Here is a 20,825-nt window from a genome sequence, read left to right as displayed (position 1 = left end):
GGAAACACGCTGAACAGCGAAACGGAGGCGGAACCACTGACACTGAAACAAGCAGCTTGAATTATCAAATTAGGCGACAACTAGCTTGAAAATTTCCGACTCGGTGCTGAGATTGGATTGATCGGTGCCGCAGATGGCTGGATCTATCGTCGTTCAGTGCCTAAGGAATGCGAATGCCAAAAGTAAAGTTAACTCTGTTGATGCCGTTGATAACCGGTATATTTGTCGTTTTATTTGATACCTTCATTTTTTCAGGATGGCTATTCTCTGGTTTCTTTTTAATCGCTGGAAGCTATCTGGCTCTGGCGTCGCAAAATCAATCAAGAAGGCATTTGAGGAACCTCTTGCTATCTACTTTTGTTGCGACCACAGTCGTGGGCTATTCCCTGCAAATTTATATTAAAGCAGATATTTCAGAATTTGTATCACGTCATGCAATTGCCCCCATTAATAAGACAAAACTTGTCGAAGGTAATCACACCCAACTTTCGTGGGTAACAAAATGGTTTCTCCTTAATTATTCAAATGTCGATGGAATCGCTAAGGCAAATCTAAGGATATTCCCGTATTCGATTATGGAGTATGACTTCAATAAGAAGGAATTCGTTACGCGCCAATACGATTGACAAGCGCGAACCAGTGCCAGGTCTGTCATTCAAACAGCAAGCGCACTCTGATGACAAATCTCAAGGCGCGAATCTGACCGATTTCGCGTATTGATATTTATCAAAGAGTCAGGTCGCGTGTCCGAATGACAGACCAGGCACCGAATCAGACCAGGCACCGAGTCATGTTCCTGCACTGGGTCGTTATGTACAAAGCGCTCTAGTTGGTAAAAGGCGGAATCAACACATTTACGTTGCAAGCAACCCCGGAGGTTATCCTAATCCACAAGGTTTTTAAATTAAAGCCTGAACCACTGCCAGGTCTGTAACCCCCGGTGTCAGTGAAAGTGCCGCAGCAGGTGTTTGGGTGACGATATATAACAAAGGAGCCTGCGAATGCCGGTAAAAGTAGGGAAAGTTCGGAGCAAATTCGGGAACAAGGTTCTATTGCTAACCGTTCTATTTTTTTTGACTTATTTTGTTGGGTACTTTTCCTGTCTCTATAGCGCGGCATTCGATGTTGCAGAGCGTTTTATCAGGAGCTCACACGATGTTCAAGCTGAGTTCGGATCTGAGCCAGCAGTCAGTCTTAGCCCTTTCGGCTATGAACTGAATTTCGCCGGATCGACTGGTAGTGCCTCATTTGACTGCGGAGTGCGCGGCGGAGGGCGTAGCGGATTGATACGAATAAATTTAGAAAAGCAAAAAGATAAATGGTTTGTCGTGAGCGCTACGATGGACGCGCGAGCCACGGCAGTTGACTTGATGCAAGCGCGATAATGACGCTGCCTCACGAGCCGGTGCCAGGTCTGTTACACTCGGACAGCGAGCGCAATCTTTTGACAAATCTCAAGGGCGGATTTGGCCGATTTCGCATATTGATATATATCAAGAATCTGCTTGACGGTCCGAATGTCAGGCCCGGCAATGCTGACCGACCGTATTCCCAAAAATAAAATGCCGCCCAGTTTTCACTGGACGGCATCTGAGCGGAAGCTCGATTTTTTTGCTAGCAACCGATTAGGAAGCGGTGCTGTTCTTCTCGATGGCTTCTTTCACAGCTGGATTGGTGGCCGTCGAGGCAATCGACCAGCGCATGGTGGTGTCGCCCACGATGACGTGTGGCGTGAAGGTAATGGTGGTGCCATCAACGCCAGTACCCATGCCAGTAGCGAGTGTCAGAGTGATTACGCCGTTGGCAACAGAGGCAGATGTAACTTCTTTGGTGGCGGTGAAGACTGGAACATTCGTTGGAGTGGCGCTGGTGGTGGTGTCGCAGGTATCCAGGGCGTTGCCGGCTTCTTGTGCGCACACGGCGATAGCGGTTTTCAGCGAATCGACGGAAGCAATGGCATTGGCTACTTTCGCCTTAGCGGTGTAGTCGGAGTAGGCTGGGATCGCTACGGCTGCCAAGATACCGATAATGGCAACAACGATCATCAGTTCGATCAGGGTGAAACCAGCTTGTGCTTGGCGCTTGATCATTTTCACGGACTTCATTTGCTTTTCCTTCGGGTTGGGGACTGAGAATTTGGTAGGACGATTGGGTACTTGCAATCTGCGTGCCAGCTCGACTGGTCTGAGGAGCGCCTGGTTTACGTCAAAAAATGTCAACTTTCCTGTTGAATCGACAATTTTTGTCAATCGGCGTGCTTACCTTTCAGTTTGGAATCTTCCATTGCAAAAAATTGTCAGCTAAACGGAGGACCGACTAGCACGGGAGGTTGCAATGAGCATTGCCGATTGGTTTCTACCGGACGGCATTTGTGAAGGCGCTCGGCTTTTTTGGGTGCTTGAAGAATTCAGGGAAGCGCTCTGGCAGTCGGGCCGTTGTGGCGGTAGTCGGACCAGACGGCCTTACGGCTTGTGTTTGACCCAGGTTTTGTGGGTTCGCTTGGAAAGGGCGGGGCATGCGTTGAGCGATCTTGGTCGGGGTTGTCTCGCGCTACGGATTTGCTATCCAGCGCGAGACAGATTGAAACCGGTAAACCTGGGTCAGACCCAAGGGTCTGACCCACTTGCGCTACTGCTAATAGCAAGGTCCGTGTTTTCGGGTTTTCTGCGATGAACCGCGAGATTACGATGCGACGCTGTTCTTCTCGATTGCAGTCTTCACCGCAGTGTTGGTGGAGTTCGAAACAATCGTCCAGCGCATAGTGGTGTCGTTTTGGTTCACGTGTGGCGTGAAGACGATTGTGGTGCCATCAATGCCAGTGCCGATGCCGGTGGCGAACGTCAGGGTAATTACGCCGTCGGTAACACTGGCAGAGGCAACTTCTTTGGTCGCGGTGAACGAGCCTGGAATGCCACCGGAACCGGTGTCGCAGGTATCCAGGGCGTTGCCAGCTTCTTGAGCGCACAGGGCAACTGCGGTTTTCAGGGAATCGATGGCAGCAATGGCGTTGGCTGCTTTGGCCTTGGCGGTGTAGTCGGAGTAGGCTGGGATCGCGACGGCTGCCAGGATGCCGATAATGGCAACGACGATCATCAGTTCGATCAGGGTGAAACCAGCTTGTGCTTGGCGCTTGATCATTTTCACGGATTTCATTTGCTTCTCCTTCGGGTAAGAAACCAAGAAATTGGAACGACATATGATTTCGTGCAATCGGCGTGCCAACCCGATTTTTTTGAAATCTCGCTGATTTCCGTCAAAAACTGTCAATTTCTTCCTGCTGAGTCGACAATTTTAGTCGACGGCCGGACAGACTTTGTCAGTGGTTCCGAAGGAAATCTAAACTCTTGCGCCCAATGAAAAATGCCGCCCAGTTTTCACTGGGCGGCATTTGATCCGGAGCCTGGCTTGTTTCAGGCTGCCGCCGATTAGGAAGCTACGCTGTTCTTCTCTATTGCGGTCTTCACAGCTGCGTTGGTTGCGTTGGAGACGATTGTCCAGCGCATGGTCGTATCGTTGGAGTTCAGGCGTGGAGTGAAGACAACTGTGGTGCCATCAATACCCGTGCCAATGCCAGTGGCGAACGTCAGAGTGATTACCCCGTTGGTTACAGAGGCCGATGCAACTTCTTTGGTCGCGCTGAAGGTGCCTGGAACGCCACCAGAACCCGTGTCGCAGGTATCCAGAACGCCGCCGGCTTCCTGGGCGCACATGGCGACTGCGGTTTTCAGGGAGTCGATGGAAGCGATTGCATTGGCTGCTTTAGCCTTGGCAGTGTAATCAGAGTATGCCGGGATCGCTACTGCAGCCAGGATACCGATAATCGCCACAACGATCATCAGTTCAATCAGGGTGAAACCAACTTGTGCTTGACGCTTGATCATTTTCACGGATTTCATGTTGCCTCTCCTTCGGGTAAGAAACCAAGAAATGGGTACGACACTTGGATACGAGCAATCGGCGTGCCAATTCAATTTATCTCGGATTGCGCTGATTTCGGTCAAAAACTGTCAATTTTCTCCTGCTGAGTCGACATTTTTAGTCAGGTGCCCTGCAGACTTTGTCACTTGCAGCGCTACTTGTGAAAATTTTTGTCAGCTCACTTGGAACGATCCGGCTGAGGTTCAAATTCCTGCGCACAAATAAAAAATGCCGCCCAGTTTGCACTGGGCGGCATTTGATCTACAGCCTGGCGTATTTCAGCCAGCAGCTCGATTAGGAAGCTACGCTGTTCTTCTCGATTGCGGTCTTCACAGCAGTGTTGGTGGCGTTCGAAACGATGGTCCAACGCATGGTGGTGTCGTTAGCGCGCAGGCGTGGGGTGAAGATGATGGTGGAACCATCAATACCAGTGCCGATGCCGGCAGCGAAGGTCAGGGTGATCACGCCGTCGGTAACCGAAGCAGAAGTAACTTCTTTGGTCGAGGTGAATGCTGGAACACCGTCAGAGTTGGTGTCGCAGGTGGTCAGAACGCCGCCGGCTTCTTGTGCGCACATTGCAACAGCGGTTTTCAGGGATTCGACGGAAGCGATAGCGTTAGCTGCTTTAGCCTTGGCGGTGTAGTCGGAGTAAGCTGGAATTGCAACTGCAGCCAAGATACCGATAATTGCCACAACGATCATCAGTTCGATCAGGGTGAAACCGGCTTGTGCTTGACGCTTAATCATCTTCATGGATTTCATTTACTGCTCCTCTGTAAAAAACTTAAAAATTGGGTCTAACGCTTGGATATGAGCAATCCCCGTGCCAGCTCAATTTTTCAGCAAATCACCCTGCTTTCTGTCAAAAAATGTCAGTTTCGCAATGCTAGTATGACGATTTTGGTCAACGGCCTGCAATCTTTGTCAGTTTGCGGCGTTGCTCCATGACAATTTTCGTCAACTGACGCGGAATGCCATCAGGATTCCGCTGAGGTCGAGGATGTCGCCCCCATTCAGCGAGTGCGGCTGGCGCGGCATTGGGTCGCCATTCAACAGAGGAGATTTGTCGCCTTCCACGTGGGCGACGGAATAGCCTTCTAGGGCACGGGTGATCACGACTACCTGCACGCCCGGGCGGCCCAGGCTGGTGACGGGCTTGGTCAGGCTCAGGGTTTTGCCGGCGTTCGTGCCGTTCAGGACTTCTATATGGGCCAGCGGCAGTTCTGCGAACTGGGTGTGCGGCGCGGAAGGCAGCGAGGCTGAGGCCGAGGGCGGCGCCGGCATGGCCGGGATGGTGGCGGCGGCGGCGGCCAGCGGGCGGATGCCGTCGCTGACAAATTCGAGGTGGTACTTGGCCATCTTGATCACGTCCTTGTGCTGCAGGAAGTGCTTGCCGATGCGGTGGCCGTTCACAAATGTACCATTTGTGCTTTGCAGGTCTTCCAGGAAGGAGTCGTCCAGGATGGTCGTGACGAGGGCGTGCTCGCCGCTCACAGCCCCGTGATTCAGGACAATGTCGTTATGCTTATGGCGGCCGACGGTCATGCGCTCCTTGGTGAGCTGCACTGTCTGCTCGATAACACCTTCTCGCATCACGAGTAGTTTTGCCAAATCGATATCCTCCTGGTAAACGCAAACGGGGAGCCGAAGCTCCCCGTTATCATACAGCTACTATTACAGCATTGCCTTCAACAGACGAGCCATTTCGGATGGGTTCTTGGTTACCTTGATACCGCAGGCTTCCATGATTTCCAGTTTGGCTTGCGCGGTGTCAGCGCCGCCGGAGATCAGCGCGCCGGCGTGGCCCATGCGCTTGCCTGGAGGAGCGGTCACACCGGCGATGAAGCCAACCACTGGCTTCTTCATGTTGTCCTTGATCCAACGGGCTGCGTTGGCTTCGTCCGGACCGCCGATTTCGCCGATCATGATCACCGCGTCGGTGTCAGGATCGTCGTTGAACATGCGCATCACGTCGATGTGCTTCAGGCCGTTGATCGGGTCGCCGCCGATACCAACTGCGGAAGACTGGCCCAGGCCCAGTGCGGTCAGCTGGCCGACTGCTTCATAGGTCAGGGTGCCAGAGCGGGAAACCACGCCGATACGACCCTTCTTGTGGATGTGGCCAGGCATGATGCCGATCTTGATTTCGTCAGGGGTGATCAGGCCTGGGCAGTTAGGGCCCAGCAGCAGGGTCTTGGAACCTGCTTTAGCCATACGGTCCTTGATTTCCATCATGTCGCGGACTGGGATGCCTTCGGTGATGCAGATGGCCAGGTCCAGGTCGGCTTCTACGGCTTCCCAGATTGCAGCGGCTGCGCCTGCTGGTGGAACGTAGATCACGGAAACGGTCGCGCCGGTTTCCGAAGCCGCTTCCTTGACGGATGCGTAGATTGGGATGCCTTCGAAGTCTTCGCCGGCTTTCTTCGGGTTCACGCCGGCAACGAAAGCTTCACGGCCGTTCGCGTAGTCGCGGCACATGCGGGTGTGGAACTGGCCGGTTTTGCCGGTAATGCCCTGGGTGATGACTTTGGTGTCTTTATTGATCAGGATAGACATAGTGATTCCTTAATTATTTACCGGCAGCGGCAGCGACTACGGCCTTGGCTGCATCTTCCATGGTGTCAGCGGCGATGATTGGCAGGCCGGAATCGGCCAGCATCTTCTTGCCCAGGTCTTCGTTGGTGCCCTTCATGCGGACCACCAGCGGAACTTGCAGGGACACGGCTTTGGATGCGGTGATCACGCCTTCGGCGATCACGTCGCAGCGCATGATGCCGCCGAAGATGTTCACCAGGATGGCTTTCAGGTCCGGGTTCTTCAGCATGATCTTGAACGCTTCGGTCACTTTCTCGGCAGTTGCGCCGCCGCCGACGTCCAGGAAGTTGGCAGGCTCGCCGCCGAACAGCTTGATGGTGTCCATGGTTGCCATGGCCAGGCCGGCGCCGTTCACCAGGCAGCCGATGTTGCCGTCCAGGGAGATGTAGGCCAGGTCGAATTTCGATGCTTCGACTTCAGCTGGATCTTCTTCGTCCAGGTCGCGGTAAGCGACGATTTCCGGACGGCGGAACAGGGCATTCGCGTCGAAGTTGAACTTGGCGTCCAGGGCGATGATCTTGCCGGAACCGGTCACGATCAGCGGGTTGATTTCGGCCAGGGATGCGTCGGTATCCCAGTAGGCTTTGTACAGGCCTTGCAGGTTGGTCACCGCGTCGGCGATCGAGCCTTCCGGCACGCCGATCTTGCGCGCAACGTCGGCGGCATCAGCTTCGGTCAGGCCAACAGCTGGATCGATCACGACGTTGTGGATCAGTTCCGGGTGCTTTTCAGCGACTTCTTCGATGTCCATGCCGCCTTCGGAGGAAGCCATCAGGACAACGCGCTGGGTAACGCGGTCGGTTACCAGTGAAACGTACAGTTCCTTCTTGATGTCGGCGCCTTCTTCGATCATCAGGCGGCGGACTTTCTGGCCTTCAGGGCCGGTCTGGTGGGTCACCAGTTGCATGCCCATGATCTGGTCGGAGTATTCCTTGACCTGTTCCAGCGACTTGGCTACTTTCACGCCGCCGCCTTTACCACGGCCACCGGCATGGATCTGTGCCTTCACGACCCATACTGGGCCGCCCAGGGTTTCGGCAGCTTTCACTGCTTCTTCCACGGACATGCACGGGATGCCGCGCGGTACGGTCACTCCGAATTTTCGGAGGATCTCTTTGCCTTGATACTCATGGATTTTCATGCTGGCTTTCCCTTCTTTCGAATACCTGTTTGTTGGTTAGATGTATTTTGTACAGCACCTAGGCTGCGTCCGCCTTGTTGGCGTACCAGCGTGGGTAGAACTCGGCAACTGCCCCGCCATCGGTCTTGAGGGCGTGGCACTTATCGAGTTGGAACGGTTTCTCTGTCGCAGTGCTGGAACGCTCGTTCACCGGCCAGACGTCATTGGCAAAGGCTTGCACGGCTGCCGTCGGCAGGACCAGGGCCAGTTCTGTCAGGTGGGTACAGCCATGTACGCCGGCCAGCCTTTCCTTGACTGCATGGCGAAAACCCTTCATCAGGTTCAGGCCGATCAAGGCTTTATAGGCTGGGCCGATTGTGTCGCAATGGCCAGGATAGGGAACGGCGTCCGAACTTGCTTCGGCATCGATGATGGTCAGCTGCTTATCGACGGTCACACGCAGCCACAGGTCGTGCAGGGCTTCATTGCCTTTGCGCGGACCGGATGCCAGCATGGTGTCGAAGGATTTGATGTCCGTGATATGGGCGTCAAGATCCCACAGTCCATCCTCGCGAGAATACGCCTGGATGTCTATGGCGCGCGTATGCCGCAGCGCACGTCGGGAGACTGGATTTGACAGGGACATAAGACCGATGCCACTCAAAAGTGGCCAAAATTATAAGCAGCTAATCAGTACGCCGCAGCTTCTACGGACAACCACCGCACCCGCGGTGCTGCATAAAACTATCGAAGTGTAGCACACCTTGTCAGGCCAATTTAAAAGTCCTCGTCGGGCATCGTGCCCTTCATGGCGGTGCGGATGGCTTTCTGCGAGAAGCCGCGCGACATGAGGAAGCGCAATTGCTTTTGGCGGCCTTCGGGGTCTGCGGCGACTTCGCCGAATTTGCGGCGCCAGACTTCGCAGCAGCGCTCGACTTCGTCTTCTTTCAGGCTTTCCTTTACTTCGGCCAGCATCTCGCCGCCGATGCCGTGGTGCTGCAGTTCGGCCACGATGCGGCTGTTGCCGTAGCGGGCGGAGCGGCGGTGCACCAGGTTTTCGGAGAAGCGCTCTTCAGAGAGCCATTTGTTTTGTTCGAGGAAGTTCAGGAGGGCTTCGACGTCGTCGCCCTCTTCCGCGTGGCGTTGCAGCTTGCGGGCGAGTTCGAGGCGGGAGTGCTCGCGCTGGCTTAGCAGGCGGAGGGCGCGGGCTTTTAGGGTGGGTTTGGGGAGGGGCATCTTTTAAACCGGTAAACCGGCCGGATGGCCGTCCCGTCTGACCCAAGGGTCAGACCCGACGTGCCGGAGCCGCAGGTCTGTGATCTGGCGGGTCCGACCCTTGGGTCGTACCCAGATTTACCGGTTTTAGTCGACTGCCTTCAGTTTAGGCGCCGGCGCTTCATCGCCACCATCGACCACCGCAGGCAGCTCACGCACGCCCAGCGCTGCACGCACCTTGTTCTCGATTTCGCGCGCCAGTGCCGGGCGCTCTTTGAGGAAGGTACGGGCATTGTCCTTACCCTGGCCGATACGTTCGCCGCCGTAGCTATACCAGGAACCCGACTTCTCAACGATCTTGGCGTCCACGCCCAGGTCGATGATCTCGCCTTCGCGCGAAGTGCCTTCTCCGTACAGGATGTCGAAGTGGGCTTCCTTGAACGGCGGGGCAATCTTGTTCTTGACCACTTTAACCTTGGTCTCGTTACCAATCACCTCGTCGCCCGACTTGATCGAGCCGGTGCGGCGGATGTCGAGGCGCACGGATGCGTAAAATTTCAGTGCGTTACCGCCGGTGGTGGTTTCCGGCGAGCCGAACATCACGCCGATCTTCATGCGGATCTGGTTAATGAAGATCACCAGGGTATTGGTGCGGTTGATGGTGCCGGTCAGCTTGCGCAGCGCCTGGGACATCAGTCGCGCCTGCAGGCCCGGCAGCGAGTCGCCCATGTCGCCCTCGATTTCGGCTTTCGGGGTCAGCGCGGCGACGGAGTCGACCACGATCAGATCCACGGAACCGGAGCGCACCAGCGCATCGCAGATTTCCAGGGCCTGTTCGCCGGTGTCCGGCTGCGAGATCAGCAATTCGTGCAGGTTGACGCCCAATTTTTGGGCGTAGGTCACGTCCAGCGCGTGTTCCGCATCGATGAAGGCGCAGGTGCCGCCCAGCTTCTGCATTTCCGCGATGGCTTGCAGGGTCAGGGTGGTTTTACCGGAGGACTCAGGACCGTAGATTTCCACAACGCGGCCGCGTGGCAGGCCGCCTACGCCCAGCGCGATATCCAGCCCCAGGGAGCCGGTGGAGACAGTCTGCACTTCCTCGATCGGGGCCGACGCGTCCATGCGCATCACCGAGCCTTTACCAAACTGCTTCTCAATCTGGGCCAGCGCCGCGGCCAGGGCCTTGGCTTTTTCCGATGCCGGTACTGCTCCTTTTTTGTCGTCCATGATGTTCTTTCGCGCTAGATAAATTGGGTCACTACGTATGTACAGGTGGTACTGTATAAAATTACAGTGCTTTTGACAAGCCCCTTTTTGCAAACTTTGCGATTTATCAAAGAGGTGGTTACAGTTAGCCTATGCGTATCCTATTAGCCGAAGATGACAGCGTCCTCGCGGACGGCCTGACGCGCTCCCTGCGCCAGTCCGGCTATGCGATCGATTGCGTAAAAAATGGGCAGGAGGCGGACACGGCCTTGTCCACCCAGGAATTCGACCTGCTGATCCTGGACCTGGGCCTGCCCAAGATGTCAGGCCTGGAAGTGCTGCGCCGGCTGCGCACGCGCGGCTCGCTGCTGCCGGTGCTGATCCTGACCGCGGCCGATTCGGTGGAGCAGCGTGTCAACGGCCTCGACCTGGGCGCCGACGATTACATGGCCAAGCCGTTCGCGCTGTCCGAACTGGAAGCGCGGGTGCGCGCCCTGACCCGGCGCGGCCAGGGCGGCGGCTCCACGGTGGTCAAGCATGGCCCGCTCACTTATGACCAGGTGGGGCGCAGCGCCTATATCAATGAGCAGATGCTGGACCTCTCGGCGCGCGAACTGGGCCTGCTGGAAATCCTGCTGGCGCGCACCGGGCGCCTGGTGTCGAAAGAGCAGCTGGTGGACCACCTGTGCGAATGGGGCGAGGAGGTCAGCAACAACGCCATCGAGGTCTATGTGCACCGCCTGCGCAAGAAGATTGAAGTGGGCGGCATCCGCATCGCCACCGTGCGCGGCCTCGGCTACTGCCTGGAGAAATTCAACCCGCCGCAACCGCCGGCCGCCACGTGAACGGCGAGCAGCAGGCCGCCGACTGGGACCACGCCCCGGCCGCCGAAGAAAATGAGATCCAGCACTCGCTGTTCGGCGAGATCCTCGACTGGATGCTCGCTCCCCTGCTGCTGCTGTGGCCGATGAGCATCGCCATCACCTACCTGGTGGCGAAGTCCATCGCCAACCAGCCTTTCGACCATGCGCTGGAAGATACCGTCACCGTGCTGACGCAGCAGGTGCGCGAAGTGGCCGGCGCGATCCCTCGCCTGCCGGGGCCGGCGCGCGACATCCTGCGCGCCGACGACATCGACAATATCTATTACCAGGTCAGCAGCCCGTCCGGCGCCCACGTCGACGGCGACCGCGACCTGCCGCCGCCGCCGAAGCAGGACCCGGAACTGCAGGACATCCGCGCCGGCGCCGTCCTGTTCCGCAACGCCACGCTGCACGGCACGCCGGTCCGCATCGCCTGGACCTGGGTCAACCTGGAAGAAGACAAGGCGCAGCCGCAGCGCCTGGCCCTGGTGCAGGTGGGCGAAACGCTGGAAAAACGCGCCAAGCTGGCCAATGAAATCATCAAGGGCGTGATCCTGCCGCAGTTCATCATCCTGCCGATTGTGCTGGCCCTGGTGTGGTTTGCCTTGTCGCGCGGGCTGCTGCCGCTGCGCGAGCTGCAGGAGCGCATCCGCGCCCGCCCTTCCGACGACTTGAGCCCGATCCCGCCGCGCCAGGTGCCGGAGGAAATCACGCCGCTGGTCAAGTCGCTCAATGAAATGCTGGAGCGCCTGAAACTGTCGATCGATTCGCAGAAGCGCTTCATCGCCGATGCCGCGCACCAGATGAAAACCCCGCTGGCCGGCATGCGCACGCAATCGGAACTGGCGCTGAGGCAGACCGACCAGGCCGAGGTGCACCGTTCACTGGAGCAGCTGGCCAAATCGTCGGAAGCCGCAACGCGCCTGGTCAACCAGCTGCTGGCACTGGCGCGCGCCGAAAACCAGCCCCAGGCCGGCACCGCGATGGCGCCGCTGGAGCTGGGCGAAGTGGCGCGCAATACGGTGCACGACTGGGTGCAGGCTTCATTCAACTACGGCATCGACCTTGGCTACGAGCCGCCGCATGAAGAGGTGCCGATTTCCGGCAACGCCATGATGCTGCGCGAAATGCTGTCCAACCTGATCGACAATGCCCTGCGCTACACGCCGCGCGGCAGTGCAGTCACGGTGCGCGTGCGCCGCACCGGCAGGCATGCGCTGCTCGAAGTGGAAGACAACGGCCCCGGCATCCCGGCAGCGGAACGGGGCCATGTGTTCGAACGCTTCTACCGCATCCTGGGCAGCAATACCGAGGGCTCCGGCCTCGGCCTGCCGATCGTGCGCGAAGTGGCGCAGCAGCACGATGCGGAAGTCGACCTGTTCGCCAACCCGCGCACCACCGACCCGAAATATCCGGGCTGCCTGTTCCGCGTCACGTTCCCGCTGCGCGAGCCGGACGTGCCGCCCGATGAAGAAGAGGTACCGCAATTTGGATAAGATCGAGCGCCACTGGCGCCGCGTACGCCGCATGACCGGCTGGCTGCTGGCCACCTGGCTGCTCACCACGTTCTGCATCATTTTCTTTGCGCGCGAATTGAGCGGGCTGTCGATTTTCGGCTGGCCGTTGTCGTTCTACCTCGCCGCGCAGGGCGCATCGCTGATCTACCTCGCCATCATCGGTTTCTACGCCTGGCGCATGCGCGCCATCGAGCGGCTGTACCGCAGCGAGAGCGAGGGCCAGGCATGAGGACGCCCTTCTTCCGCAAGCTGCAGCGCTATTACACGATCTTCACCGGCTGCTTCGCCATGTTCCTGCTCGCACTGGCAATGCTGGAAAAGGAAGGCATGCCGCGCCTGTGGATCGGCTACCTGTTCATGTTCGCCACCATCATCCTGTACGCGGCAATCGGCGTGATCAGCCGCACTTCGAACGTGGCGGAATATTACGTGGCGGGGCGGCGCGTACCTTCGCTGTTCAACGGCATGGCCACGGCGGCCGACTGGATTTCCGCTGCGTCCTTCATCTCGCTGGCGGGCGGGCTGTACCTGCACGGCTTCGACGGCCTGGCCTATATCATGGGCTGGACTGGCGGCTACTGCCTGGTGGCGCTGCTGATCGGGCCCTACCTGCGCAAGTTCGGCCAGTACACCATTCCCGACTTCTTCGCAGCGCGCTACGGCGGCGGTGTCAACGGGCGCGCGGTGCGGCTGATGGCGGTTGGCGCCACCATCATCGTCTCCTTCACTTACGTGGTGGCGCAGATTTATGCAGTGGGGCTGATCGCATCGCGCTTCACCGGCGTCGATTTTTCGGTCGGCATCTTCCTCGGGCTGGCGTCGATCCTGGTGTGCTCCTTCCTGGGCGGCATGCGCGCAATTACCTGGACCCAGGTGGCGCAGTACATCATCATCCTGGTGGCTTTCCTGATGCCGGCCATGTGGCTGGCGGTCAAGCATGGCGGCAACCCGGTGCCGCAGGTCGCCTACGGCAAGCTGCTGCCCAAGCTCAGCGCGCGCGAATCGCAACTGGCGCACGACGACAAAGAAACCGAGGTGCGCGAAGTATTCCTGCAGCGCGCCGACGATTTCGCCGTGCGCCTGCACGGCTTGCCGGCCTCCTGGGATTCGGGCCGGCTGGAAGCGCAGCACAACCTGGACATGGTCAAGCAGCGCAACGGCTCGCTGCTGGAAATCCGCGCCGCCGAACGGGCGCTGGCCGACTATCCCAAGACCGTGGAAGACGCGGCGGCCGTGTGGACGGAGCAGCGCAACCACAACCTGGCCCGCGGGCGCGAACTGGTCAAGCATGCCGAGCCCTTCCCCGGCGCCGACCGCGAGCAGTCGGACCAGAAGCGCAACAACTTCCTGGCGCTGGTGTTCTGCCTGATGGTGGGTACGGCCGCCTTGCCGCACATCCTGATGCGCTCCTACACCACGCCTTCGGTGCAGGAAACGCGGGTGTCGGTGTTCTGGACCCTGTTCTTCATCCTGCTGGTGTACCTGACCATCCCGGCGCTGGCGGTGCTGGTCAAATACGATATCTACAGCTCCCTGGTGGGCAGCGATTTCGCGCACTTGCCGACCTGGGTCTCGTACTGGGCCAATGTGGACAAGGCCAACCCGCTGCTGTCCATCAGCGACATCAACCTGGACGGCATCGTGCAACTGGCGGAAATCCAGATCGATGGCGACGTGCTGGTGCTGGCCACGCCGGAGATTGCCGGCCTGCCGTATGTGGTATCGGGACTGGTGGCCGCGGGCGGCCTGGCTGCTGCGCTGTCCACCGCGGACGGCCTGCTGCTGGCGATCTCCAACGCACTGTCGCATGACGTCTATTACAAGATCGTCGATCCGGAGGCATCAACCCAGAAGCGGGTGACGATTTCCAAGCTGCTGTTGCTGGCGGTGGCCTTCATCGCAGCCTATGCCGCATCGACCAAGCCGGGCGACATCCTGTCGCTGGTGGGCGCCGCCTTCTCGCTGGCCGCATCGACGCTGTTCCCGGCGCTGGTGGCGGGCGTATTCTGGCAGCGCGCCAACCACCAGGGCGCAATCGCCGCGATGGTGGCGGGCTTCTTTACCTGCCTGTACTACATGCTGCACGCAAATCCGGTCTTGGGCGGCAGCATCAACGGGCAGTGGTTCGGCATCGCCGCCAATTCGGCCGGTGTGTTCGGCGTGCCGGCCGGGCTGGCCGCGCTGATTGTGGTCAGCCTGCTGACGCCGGCGCCGGATGCACGCACCCTGTCGCTTGTACGCCACATCCGCACACCAGAATAGATGAAAGTTACATTTGGCTAGAAATTAAGATTGCCATTCGAGTAACATTCGTTTCCTATGAAAATTGCTTACCTCCTGGCCAGCCTGGCCGCCGTGGCCGGACTGGCCCATGCCGCCCCGCCGGCGAAGAATTTCTTCGAATCCCCTCAATACAAGAACGCCAAGTTGTCGCCCAGCGGGCGCTACATCGCCCTGGGTCTCGGTGACCACGAGCAACGCGATGCCTACGTGGTCCTGGATACCGAAACACTCGGTATTGTGGGCGGCGGCCGACTGCCGGATTACGACGTCGACGATATCCGCTGGGTCAACGATACGCGCCTGGTCTACACGGTTGTAGACCGCAACGCCGCGTGGGGCGACACGCGCTTCGCACCGGGGCTTTACTCCGTGAGCCGCGACGGCAAGGAAAGGCGCCAACTAGTGGAACACCGCGGCATGCAGTTCACTACGGGAACACTGATCAAGTCCCGCCTGGAACCGTGGAATACCTTCCTGCTGGATGAAGACGGTGCACAGGATTCCGAAATCATCTATCTGCAACGCCCAGTCTGGTCGGGCAAATCCGACTATGAAATCGAGCGCACCGAACTGATCCAGCTGAATATCGCGACCCAGCAATCGAGCTCGATCACCCATCCGGGCGTGGCGCGCAGCTGGCTGCTGGATCATAAGGGCCAGCCTTCGGTCCTGGTCTCCTTGAAGGACGGCCAAGAGACCATTCATTACCGCCAAGCGAACGGCGAGTGGCGCGCCATCGCAAGCCAGTCTGCTTACGGCATCCTCGACGAGGGCCTTGCCCCCATCGGCTTCTACGACGACAAACGGCTGCTGGTAAAAACCCGCAAGAAAGGCGACAAGGCAGCGCTATACCTGATGAACCTGGCCACCGGAAAGATCGATGGCGAACCGCTAGTGTCGATGGCGGACTTCGACTTCGAAGGTGAGATGGTGTACTCGAAGAAGCGCCTGGCCGGCATCCATTACCTGTCGGATGCGCGCTCCAGCATCTGGTTCGACCCGGCGCTGCAAGCGGCCCAGAAAGAAATCGACCGGCAGATCGCCGGCTTGACCAACATTGTCACGCCTCCTGCACAGCCGGAAACCAATTGGCTGCTGGTGGCCAGCTACTCCGACCGCCAGCCGACCTTCTACTCGCTGTACAACAGCAAGACCCACGAGCTGAAGGGAATCGGCGGCGCGCACCCGGACATCAAGCCCGCCGAAATGGGCCAGCAGGACATGGTGAAATACCGTGCCCGCGACGGGATGGAAATCCCGGCCTGGCTGACCCTGCCGGCCAAAGGCGGCAAGAAGCTGCCGATGGTGGTGATGGTGCATGGCGGCCCGTATGTCCGCGGCAATGCCTGGGGCTGGGATGCCGAAGGCCAGTTCCTTGCTTCGCGCGGTTACGCGGTGCTGGCGCCGGAATTCCGCGGCTCCACCGGTTTCGGCCTGAAACTGTTCTCGGCGGGGATGAAGCAGTGGGGCTTGAAGATGCAGGACGATATTGCCGACAGCGTGAAGTGGGCCGTGGAAAAAGGCATTGCGGATCCTGAGCGCATCTGCATCATGGGCGCCAGCTATGGCGGCTACGCCACCCTGATGGGCCTGGTCAACGATCCAAACCTGTACCGCTGCGGCGTTTCCTACATGGCCGTCACCGACATCCCCATGCTGTATGACAGTGGCATGGCGGTGCTGTCGGACCTGCCGGACGATTACAGGGCGTATGGCGTGCCGATGCTGGTGGGTGACCTGGAACAGGATGCGGCACAGTTCGTGGCGACCTCGCCGCTGAAGCAGGCCGAGCGCATCAAGCGCCCGCTGCTGCTGGCGCATGGCATCGACGACCACCGCGTGCCGTTCACCCACTTCAGCAAGATGCGCAGCGCACTGGAAAAAGCCAAAGCCGACGCCGAGTTCGCAGCATATGCCGGCGAAGGCCATGGCTGGAGCACGCTGAAGACCCGGCTCGACTTCTGGAGCAAGGTCGAGAATTTCCTCGACAAGCATATCGGGCAAGAACAGAAATGACCGGGCAGAAGTGATTTTTGGCGAGTTTCCAACTTTGCCATTCCGGTAACATATATTTTCCACAACATAAATTTCGGCAGCGAGCATAAATGATCAAGCATTTCCTTCTGTCCCTGGCCGCCGTTGGCGGCCTGGCACAAGCGGCCCCTTCATTGCAGCAATTCTTCGAGCCAGCCCATTTCAAGGACGCCGCCATATCGCCGAGCGGCCGCTACGTGGCACTGCGTGTCGGCGATAACGCGCTGCGCGACGGCATGGTGGTCATCGACAGCGAAACCCAAGCCGTGGTCGGCGGAACCCGCCTTGCCGGCTACGATATCGGCGCCATCCGCTGGGTCAACGACAACCGCCTGGTCTACAACGTAGACGACTCCAAGCTGACGGCTGGCGAAACAGAATTTGCCCCTGGCCTGTGGGCCATCAACCGTGATGGCACGGACAAGCGCCAACTGGCGGAGCACAGGATCGCCTACGTCATCGGCAGCCTGATCACGCGCCATGTCGAACCGTGGAACACTTTTCTGATGAATGAACGGGGCGCCCAGGACTCGGAGTTCATCTATGCCCGCCGCCCCGAATGGAAGGAAGGCTCCCATGTCGTTGAGCGCATCGACCTGATCAAGTTGAACACGTCGACAGGAATATCGACTACCGTCAACCGCCCCACCGCTGCGCAGGGCTGGATGCTGGATCATAGGGGCGAGCCCAGCATCATGGTGTCGCTCAAGGACGGCAAACAAACCATCCACTACCGCGCCCCTGCCAGCCGCGAATGGCGCGCCCTGTCCACCTTCACGGCCTACGGCAAGGACGACGGCATCGAGCCGGTCGGCTTCATCAATGACCAGCAGATGCTGGTCAAGGCCCGCTTGAAAGGAGACAAGGCGGCTCTGCACACCCTGGACCTCGTCAGCGGCAAGGTCGACCCGGAACCGCTGGTATCGCTGAGCGACTACGACTTCACTGGCAGCATGGTGTATTCGGACAAGCGCCTGCTTGGCATTCATTATCTGGGCGAGGCGCGCAGTAGCATCTGGTTCGACGCGGGCATGAAGGCGGCCCAGGCTGAAGTGGACAAGAAGTTGCCCGGCCTGGTCAATATCATCACCCCGCCGGCAGTTCCGGAAGTGCCTTGGCTGCTGGTAAACAGTTATTCCGACCGCCAGCCGCACACCTATTTGCTGTTCAACAGCAAGACCGGCCAGCTGAAAGTAGTTGGCGCGAGCCACCCGGACATCAATCCGGCTGAGATGGGCAACCAGGAAATGGTCAAGGTCAAGGCGCGCGACGGCATGCAGATCCCGGTCTGGCTGACCGTGCCGGCCAAGGGCGGCAAGAAGCTGCCGATGGTGGTAATGGTGCATGGCGGACCCTATGTGCGCGGCACCGAATGGGGTTGGGATTCCGACGGCCAGTTCCTCGCCTCACGCGGCTACGCCGTGCTGGAGCCGGAATACCGCGGCTCGACAGGCTACGGCCTCAATCTGTTCGCCGCCGGCTTCAAGCAATGGGGCCTGAAAATGCAGGATGATATCGCCGACAGCGTCAAGTGGGCCGTGGAAAAAGGCATTGCCGATCCTGACCGCATCTGCATCATGGGCGGCAGCTATGGCGGATATGCCACTCTGATGGGACTGGTGAATGATCCGGGATTGTACCGCTGCGGGATTTCCTATCTGGCTGTCACCGACATTCCGCTGCTGTATGACGGCAGCATGTCCCTGCTGTCCGATTTGCCGGAAGATTACAAGAACTACGGCGTACCAGTGCTGGTCGGCGACCTGGAAAACGACGCCGCCCAGCTCGTTGCCACATCGCCGCTGAAGCAGGCCGCCCGCATCAAGCGCCCTCTGCTGATGGCACACGGCAGCGAAGACCGCCGCGTGCCCTTCGTGCATTTCAAAAAGATGCGCAACGCACTGGAAGATGCCAAGGCCGATGCCGAATTCGTTGAATACGTGGGTGAACAACACGGCTGGTATACCCTGCAGACCCGCCTCGACTTCTGGGGCCGCGTCGAGAAATTCCTCGACAAGCATATCGGCGCCGGAGCCAAGGCGAAATGACGCCCTTGCCGCGCCTGCTGCTGGCCTGCCTCGCAGGGCTGGCGCTTTCGATCGCGTCACCTGGCGCAGGCGCGGCAGCCGGCGGGGCGCCATCACCGCCGCCAGCCAAGGACTTCTTCAACCGGCCGCTGTTTGGCGGGGCTGTCATTTCCCCCAGTGGCAAATACCTTGCCGCCCGCATTGCCCAGGCCGGAGGGCGTACGCAACTGGCCGTCATCGACCTGGCTTCACGCTCGGCCAAGGTAGTCGCCAACTTCAAGGATGCCGATGTGGTGTCGGTGCAATGGGTCAACGACCAGCGCCTGGTGTTCGAGTCATTCAATCTTGGCAGCGTGGCTTCCGGCGGCAAGTTCGCGGCTTCCATGTTCGCCATCGACCGCGACGGCGGCCGGCCGCTGCTGCTGGCAAGCGATGCCCCCAACAAACAACTGAGCGGCGCCGCCTCCCCTTACCTGATGCTCGCCAGCCGCATCACGCTGATCGACTACGATGGCGAGCGGGATTCCGACCTGGTATATGCCATCGAGCCGCGCCAGGACGGGCCAAAAGAGAACGCCTACGCGAACTTGTGGCGCGTGAATACCATCGACGGCAGCCACGAGCGCTTGAAAGGGCCGGCGCAAGCCACGGGCTGGGTGCTCGACCGGCACGGCGAGCCGCGCCTGGCCACCACCTTCGAACAAGGCAAGACAGTCTTTCATCTGCTCGGCAACGACAAGCAATGGCGCAAGCTGTCCAGCGTAGCCCAGCAAATCGGGCCTGGCTACACCATCGCGCCGCTCGGCTTTGGAGAAGGCAATACCCTCTACGTCACGAGCAACGGCGGTGCCGACAAATCAGCGGTGTACCGCTATGACATGGCCGGCAATACCCTGGATGCCGCTCCGTTGCTGGCCCTGGATGGCTACGACTTCAAAGGCAGGCTGGTGATCCGCAACGGCAAGCTGCTCGGTGTGCAATACCAGCGCGATGGCGAGGGCGTGCAATGGTTCGATCCGGCGTTGCAGCAGATGCAGGACGCTATCGACAAGCTGTTGACCGGCACCGTCAACGTGGTCCAGTTGCCGCAGGAGGAGACTGCGCCATACGTCCTGGTGCGCTCGTATTCCGATGTCCAGCCGGAGCGCTACTACAGCTATGAGCGCGCAACGGGCAAGCTGGCGCGCGTGGGTGAATCGCACCCCGAGATCAAGCCCGGGCAGATGGGCATGCAGGAAGAGGTGCGCTATGCAGCGCGCGATGGCCTGGAGATTCCGGCCATGCTGACCCTGCCTGCCGGCAAGCGCAAGAACCTGCCTATGGTGGTACTGGTGCATGGCGGTCCCTGGGTGCGTGGCAGCGCCTGGGGCTGGCGTGCGGACGTGCAGTTCCTCGCCTCGCGCGGCTACGCGGTGCTGCAGCCGGAGTTCCGCGGCAGTACCGGCTTTGGCCGCAAGCATTACCTGCTGGGGTGGAAACAATGGGGACTGAAGATGCAGGACGATGTGGCCGACGGCATGAAATGGGCGGTGGCCCAGGGCATCGCCGACCCGGCCCGGGTCTGCATCGCCGGCGCCAGCTACGGTGGCTACGCGACCCTGATGGGACTGGTCAAAGACCACGACCTGTACCAATGCGGCATCGAATGGGTCGGCGTCACCGACATCGACCTGCTGTTCAGCCCGGCGTGGAGCTATCCCGACGATATTTCCGCTGACCACAAGCGCTACACCATGCCGGATACGATCGGCGACCCGGTCAAGGATGCAGCGCAGTTCAAGGCTACTTCGCCGTTGGCGCAGGCGCACCGCATCAAGCGCCCGCTGCTGCTGGCCTATGGCGGCAAGGACCAGCGTGTTCCGATCGTCCATGGCACGCGCCTGCGCGACGCCGTGCGCGATTCGAACCCGGATGTGGAATGGATCGAATACCCCAACGAAGGCCACGGCTGGTACGAGCCGCGCAACAACATCGATTTCTGGACGCGCGTGGAGCGCTTCCTCGATCGCCATATCGGGGCCGGACGATAAATCCACACTGAAGCACG

General features: G+C 59.3%; 19 protein-coding genes. 9 read left to right on the top strand and 10 right to left on the bottom strand.

Annotated elements, in window-relative coordinates; all coding sequences use genetic code 11:
* Nucleotides 1-173: 173 nt before the first annotated feature.
* Both ASE26_RS30995 and ASE26_RS30990 read left to right on the top strand, forming a co-directional pair.
* Nucleotides 174-626 (top strand): hypothetical protein, encoded by a 453-nt coding sequence (locus ASE26_RS30995; protein ID WP_055933936.1) that lies wholly within the window; start codon nucleotides 174-176, stop codon nucleotides 624-626.
* A gap of 375 nt (nucleotides 627-1,001) precedes the next feature.
* The gene (locus tag ASE26_RS30990; protein ID WP_156398096.1) at nucleotides 1,002-1,385 is read left to right on the top strand and encodes a hypothetical protein; all 384 of its coding nucleotides are present in this window, start codon (nucleotides 1,002-1,004) and stop codon (nucleotides 1,383-1,385) included.
* Between the two features lie 240 nt (nucleotides 1,386-1,625).
* Here ASE26_RS30990 and ASE26_RS28255 read toward each other — a convergent pair whose 3' ends face one another.
* From ASE26_RS28255 to recA, 10 genes are all read right to left on the bottom strand, one after another.
* Nucleotides 1,626-2,105, bottom strand: a complete 480-nt coding sequence (locus ASE26_RS28255; RefSeq protein ID WP_055933939.1) for a pilin — start codon at nucleotides 2,103-2,105, stop codon at nucleotides 1,626-1,628.
* 577 nt (nucleotides 2,106-2,682) lie between these two features.
* Nucleotides 2,683-3,153 carry a pilin gene (locus ASE26_RS28250; RefSeq protein WP_055933941.1) on the bottom strand — a complete coding sequence of 157 codons (471 nt, stop codon included), beginning with the start codon at nucleotides 3,151-3,153 and terminating at the stop codon, nucleotides 2,683-2,685.
* Between the two features lie 272 nt (nucleotides 3,154-3,425).
* Nucleotides 3,426-3,896: a pilin gene (locus ASE26_RS31915; RefSeq protein WP_055933943.1), complete on the bottom strand. Its 471-nt coding sequence runs from the start codon at nucleotides 3,894-3,896 to the stop codon at nucleotides 3,426-3,428.
* Nucleotides 3,897-4,212: 316 nt separating this feature from the next.
* Complete coding sequence (locus ASE26_RS31795; RefSeq protein ID WP_082507436.1) at nucleotides 4,213-4,680, bottom strand: pilin; 468 nt, start codon at nucleotides 4,678-4,680, stop codon at nucleotides 4,213-4,215.
* A gap of 195 nt (nucleotides 4,681-4,875) precedes the next feature.
* Complete coding sequence (locus tag ASE26_RS28235) at nucleotides 4,876-5,529, bottom strand: FHA domain-containing protein (protein WP_055933945.1); 654 nt, start codon at nucleotides 5,527-5,529, stop codon at nucleotides 4,876-4,878.
* Nucleotides 5,530-5,592: 63 nt separating this feature from the next.
* Nucleotides 5,593-6,474: a succinate--CoA ligase subunit alpha gene (gene sucD, locus ASE26_RS28230; protein WP_055933947.1), complete on the bottom strand. Its 882-nt coding sequence runs from the start codon at nucleotides 6,472-6,474 to the stop codon at nucleotides 5,593-5,595.
* Between the two features lie 13 nt (nucleotides 6,475-6,487).
* Entirely contained in the window at nucleotides 6,488-7,654 is a 1,167-nt protein-coding gene (gene sucC, locus ASE26_RS28225) for an ADP-forming succinate--CoA ligase subunit beta (protein ID WP_055933949.1), read from the bottom strand.
* Between the two features lie 58 nt (nucleotides 7,655-7,712).
* Nucleotides 7,713-8,279: a DUF2889 domain-containing protein gene (locus ASE26_RS28220; RefSeq protein WP_055933951.1), complete on the bottom strand. Its 567-nt coding sequence runs from the start codon at nucleotides 8,277-8,279 to the stop codon at nucleotides 7,713-7,715.
* Nucleotides 8,280-8,410: 131 nt separating this feature from the next.
* Nucleotides 8,411-8,869, bottom strand: a complete 459-nt coding sequence (recX, locus tag ASE26_RS28215) for a recombination regulator RecX (RefSeq protein ID WP_055933953.1) — start codon at nucleotides 8,867-8,869, stop codon at nucleotides 8,411-8,413.
* A gap of 126 nt (nucleotides 8,870-8,995) precedes the next feature.
* The gene (recA, locus tag ASE26_RS28210; RefSeq protein WP_055933955.1) at nucleotides 8,996-10,075 is read right to left on the bottom strand and encodes a recombinase RecA; all 1,080 of its coding nucleotides are present in this window, start codon (nucleotides 10,073-10,075) and stop codon (nucleotides 8,996-8,998) included.
* A gap of 131 nt (nucleotides 10,076-10,206) precedes the next feature.
* Here recA and ASE26_RS28205 point away from each other — a divergent pair, with 131 nt between their 5' ends.
* The 7 genes from ASE26_RS28205 to ASE26_RS28175 all read left to right on the top strand — a co-directional run bounded on the left by ASE26_RS28205 (nucleotide 10,207) and on the right by ASE26_RS28175 (nucleotide 20,808).
* Nucleotides 10,207-10,899 carry a response regulator transcription factor gene (locus ASE26_RS28205; protein WP_055933957.1) on the top strand — a complete coding sequence of 231 codons (693 nt, stop codon included), beginning with the start codon at nucleotides 10,207-10,209 and terminating at the stop codon, nucleotides 10,897-10,899.
* A complete protein-coding gene (locus ASE26_RS28200; protein ID WP_055933959.1) occupies nucleotides 10,896-12,413 on the top strand; it encodes a sensor histidine kinase in 1,518 nt (505 codons plus the stop codon). The genes ASE26_RS28205 and ASE26_RS28200 overlap by 4 nt, the downstream gene beginning before the upstream one ends.
* Complete coding sequence (locus tag ASE26_RS28195; protein WP_055933961.1) at nucleotides 12,385-12,663, top strand: DUF4212 domain-containing protein; 279 nt, start codon at nucleotides 12,385-12,387, stop codon at nucleotides 12,661-12,663. Before ASE26_RS28200 ends, ASE26_RS28195 begins: the two co-directional genes overlap by 29 nt.
* Nucleotides 12,660-14,696 carry a sodium:solute symporter family protein gene (locus ASE26_RS28190; protein WP_055933963.1) on the top strand — a complete coding sequence of 679 codons (2,037 nt, stop codon included), beginning with the start codon at nucleotides 12,660-12,662 and terminating at the stop codon, nucleotides 14,694-14,696. Before ASE26_RS28195 ends, ASE26_RS28190 begins: the two co-directional genes overlap by 4 nt.
* A 57-nt stretch (nucleotides 14,697-14,753) precedes the next feature.
* Nucleotides 14,754-16,733, top strand: coding sequence for an alpha/beta fold hydrolase (locus tag ASE26_RS28185; RefSeq protein ID WP_057247342.1), 1,980 nt, complete (start codon nucleotides 14,754-14,756; stop codon nucleotides 16,731-16,733).
* A gap of 89 nt (nucleotides 16,734-16,822) precedes the next feature.
* The gene (locus tag ASE26_RS28180) at nucleotides 16,823-18,799 is read left to right on the top strand and encodes a S9 family peptidase (RefSeq protein WP_057247341.1); all 1,977 of its coding nucleotides are present in this window, start codon (nucleotides 16,823-16,825) and stop codon (nucleotides 18,797-18,799) included.
* The gene (locus tag ASE26_RS28175) at nucleotides 18,796-20,808 is read left to right on the top strand and encodes a S9 family peptidase (RefSeq protein ID WP_057247340.1); all 2,013 of its coding nucleotides are present in this window, start codon (nucleotides 18,796-18,798) and stop codon (nucleotides 20,806-20,808) included. Before ASE26_RS28180 ends, ASE26_RS28175 begins: the two co-directional genes overlap by 4 nt.
* The last annotated feature ends 17 nt before the right edge of the window (nucleotides 20,809-20,825 follow it).

The organism is Duganella sp. Root198D2 (genome assembly GCF_001428585.1).
Lineage (GTDB): Bacteria > Pseudomonadota > Gammaproteobacteria > Burkholderiales > Burkholderiaceae_D > Rugamonas.
The sequence above is the reverse complement of the archived record's forward strand: the minus strand, read 5'-3'. Positions and strand labels throughout refer to the sequence as shown.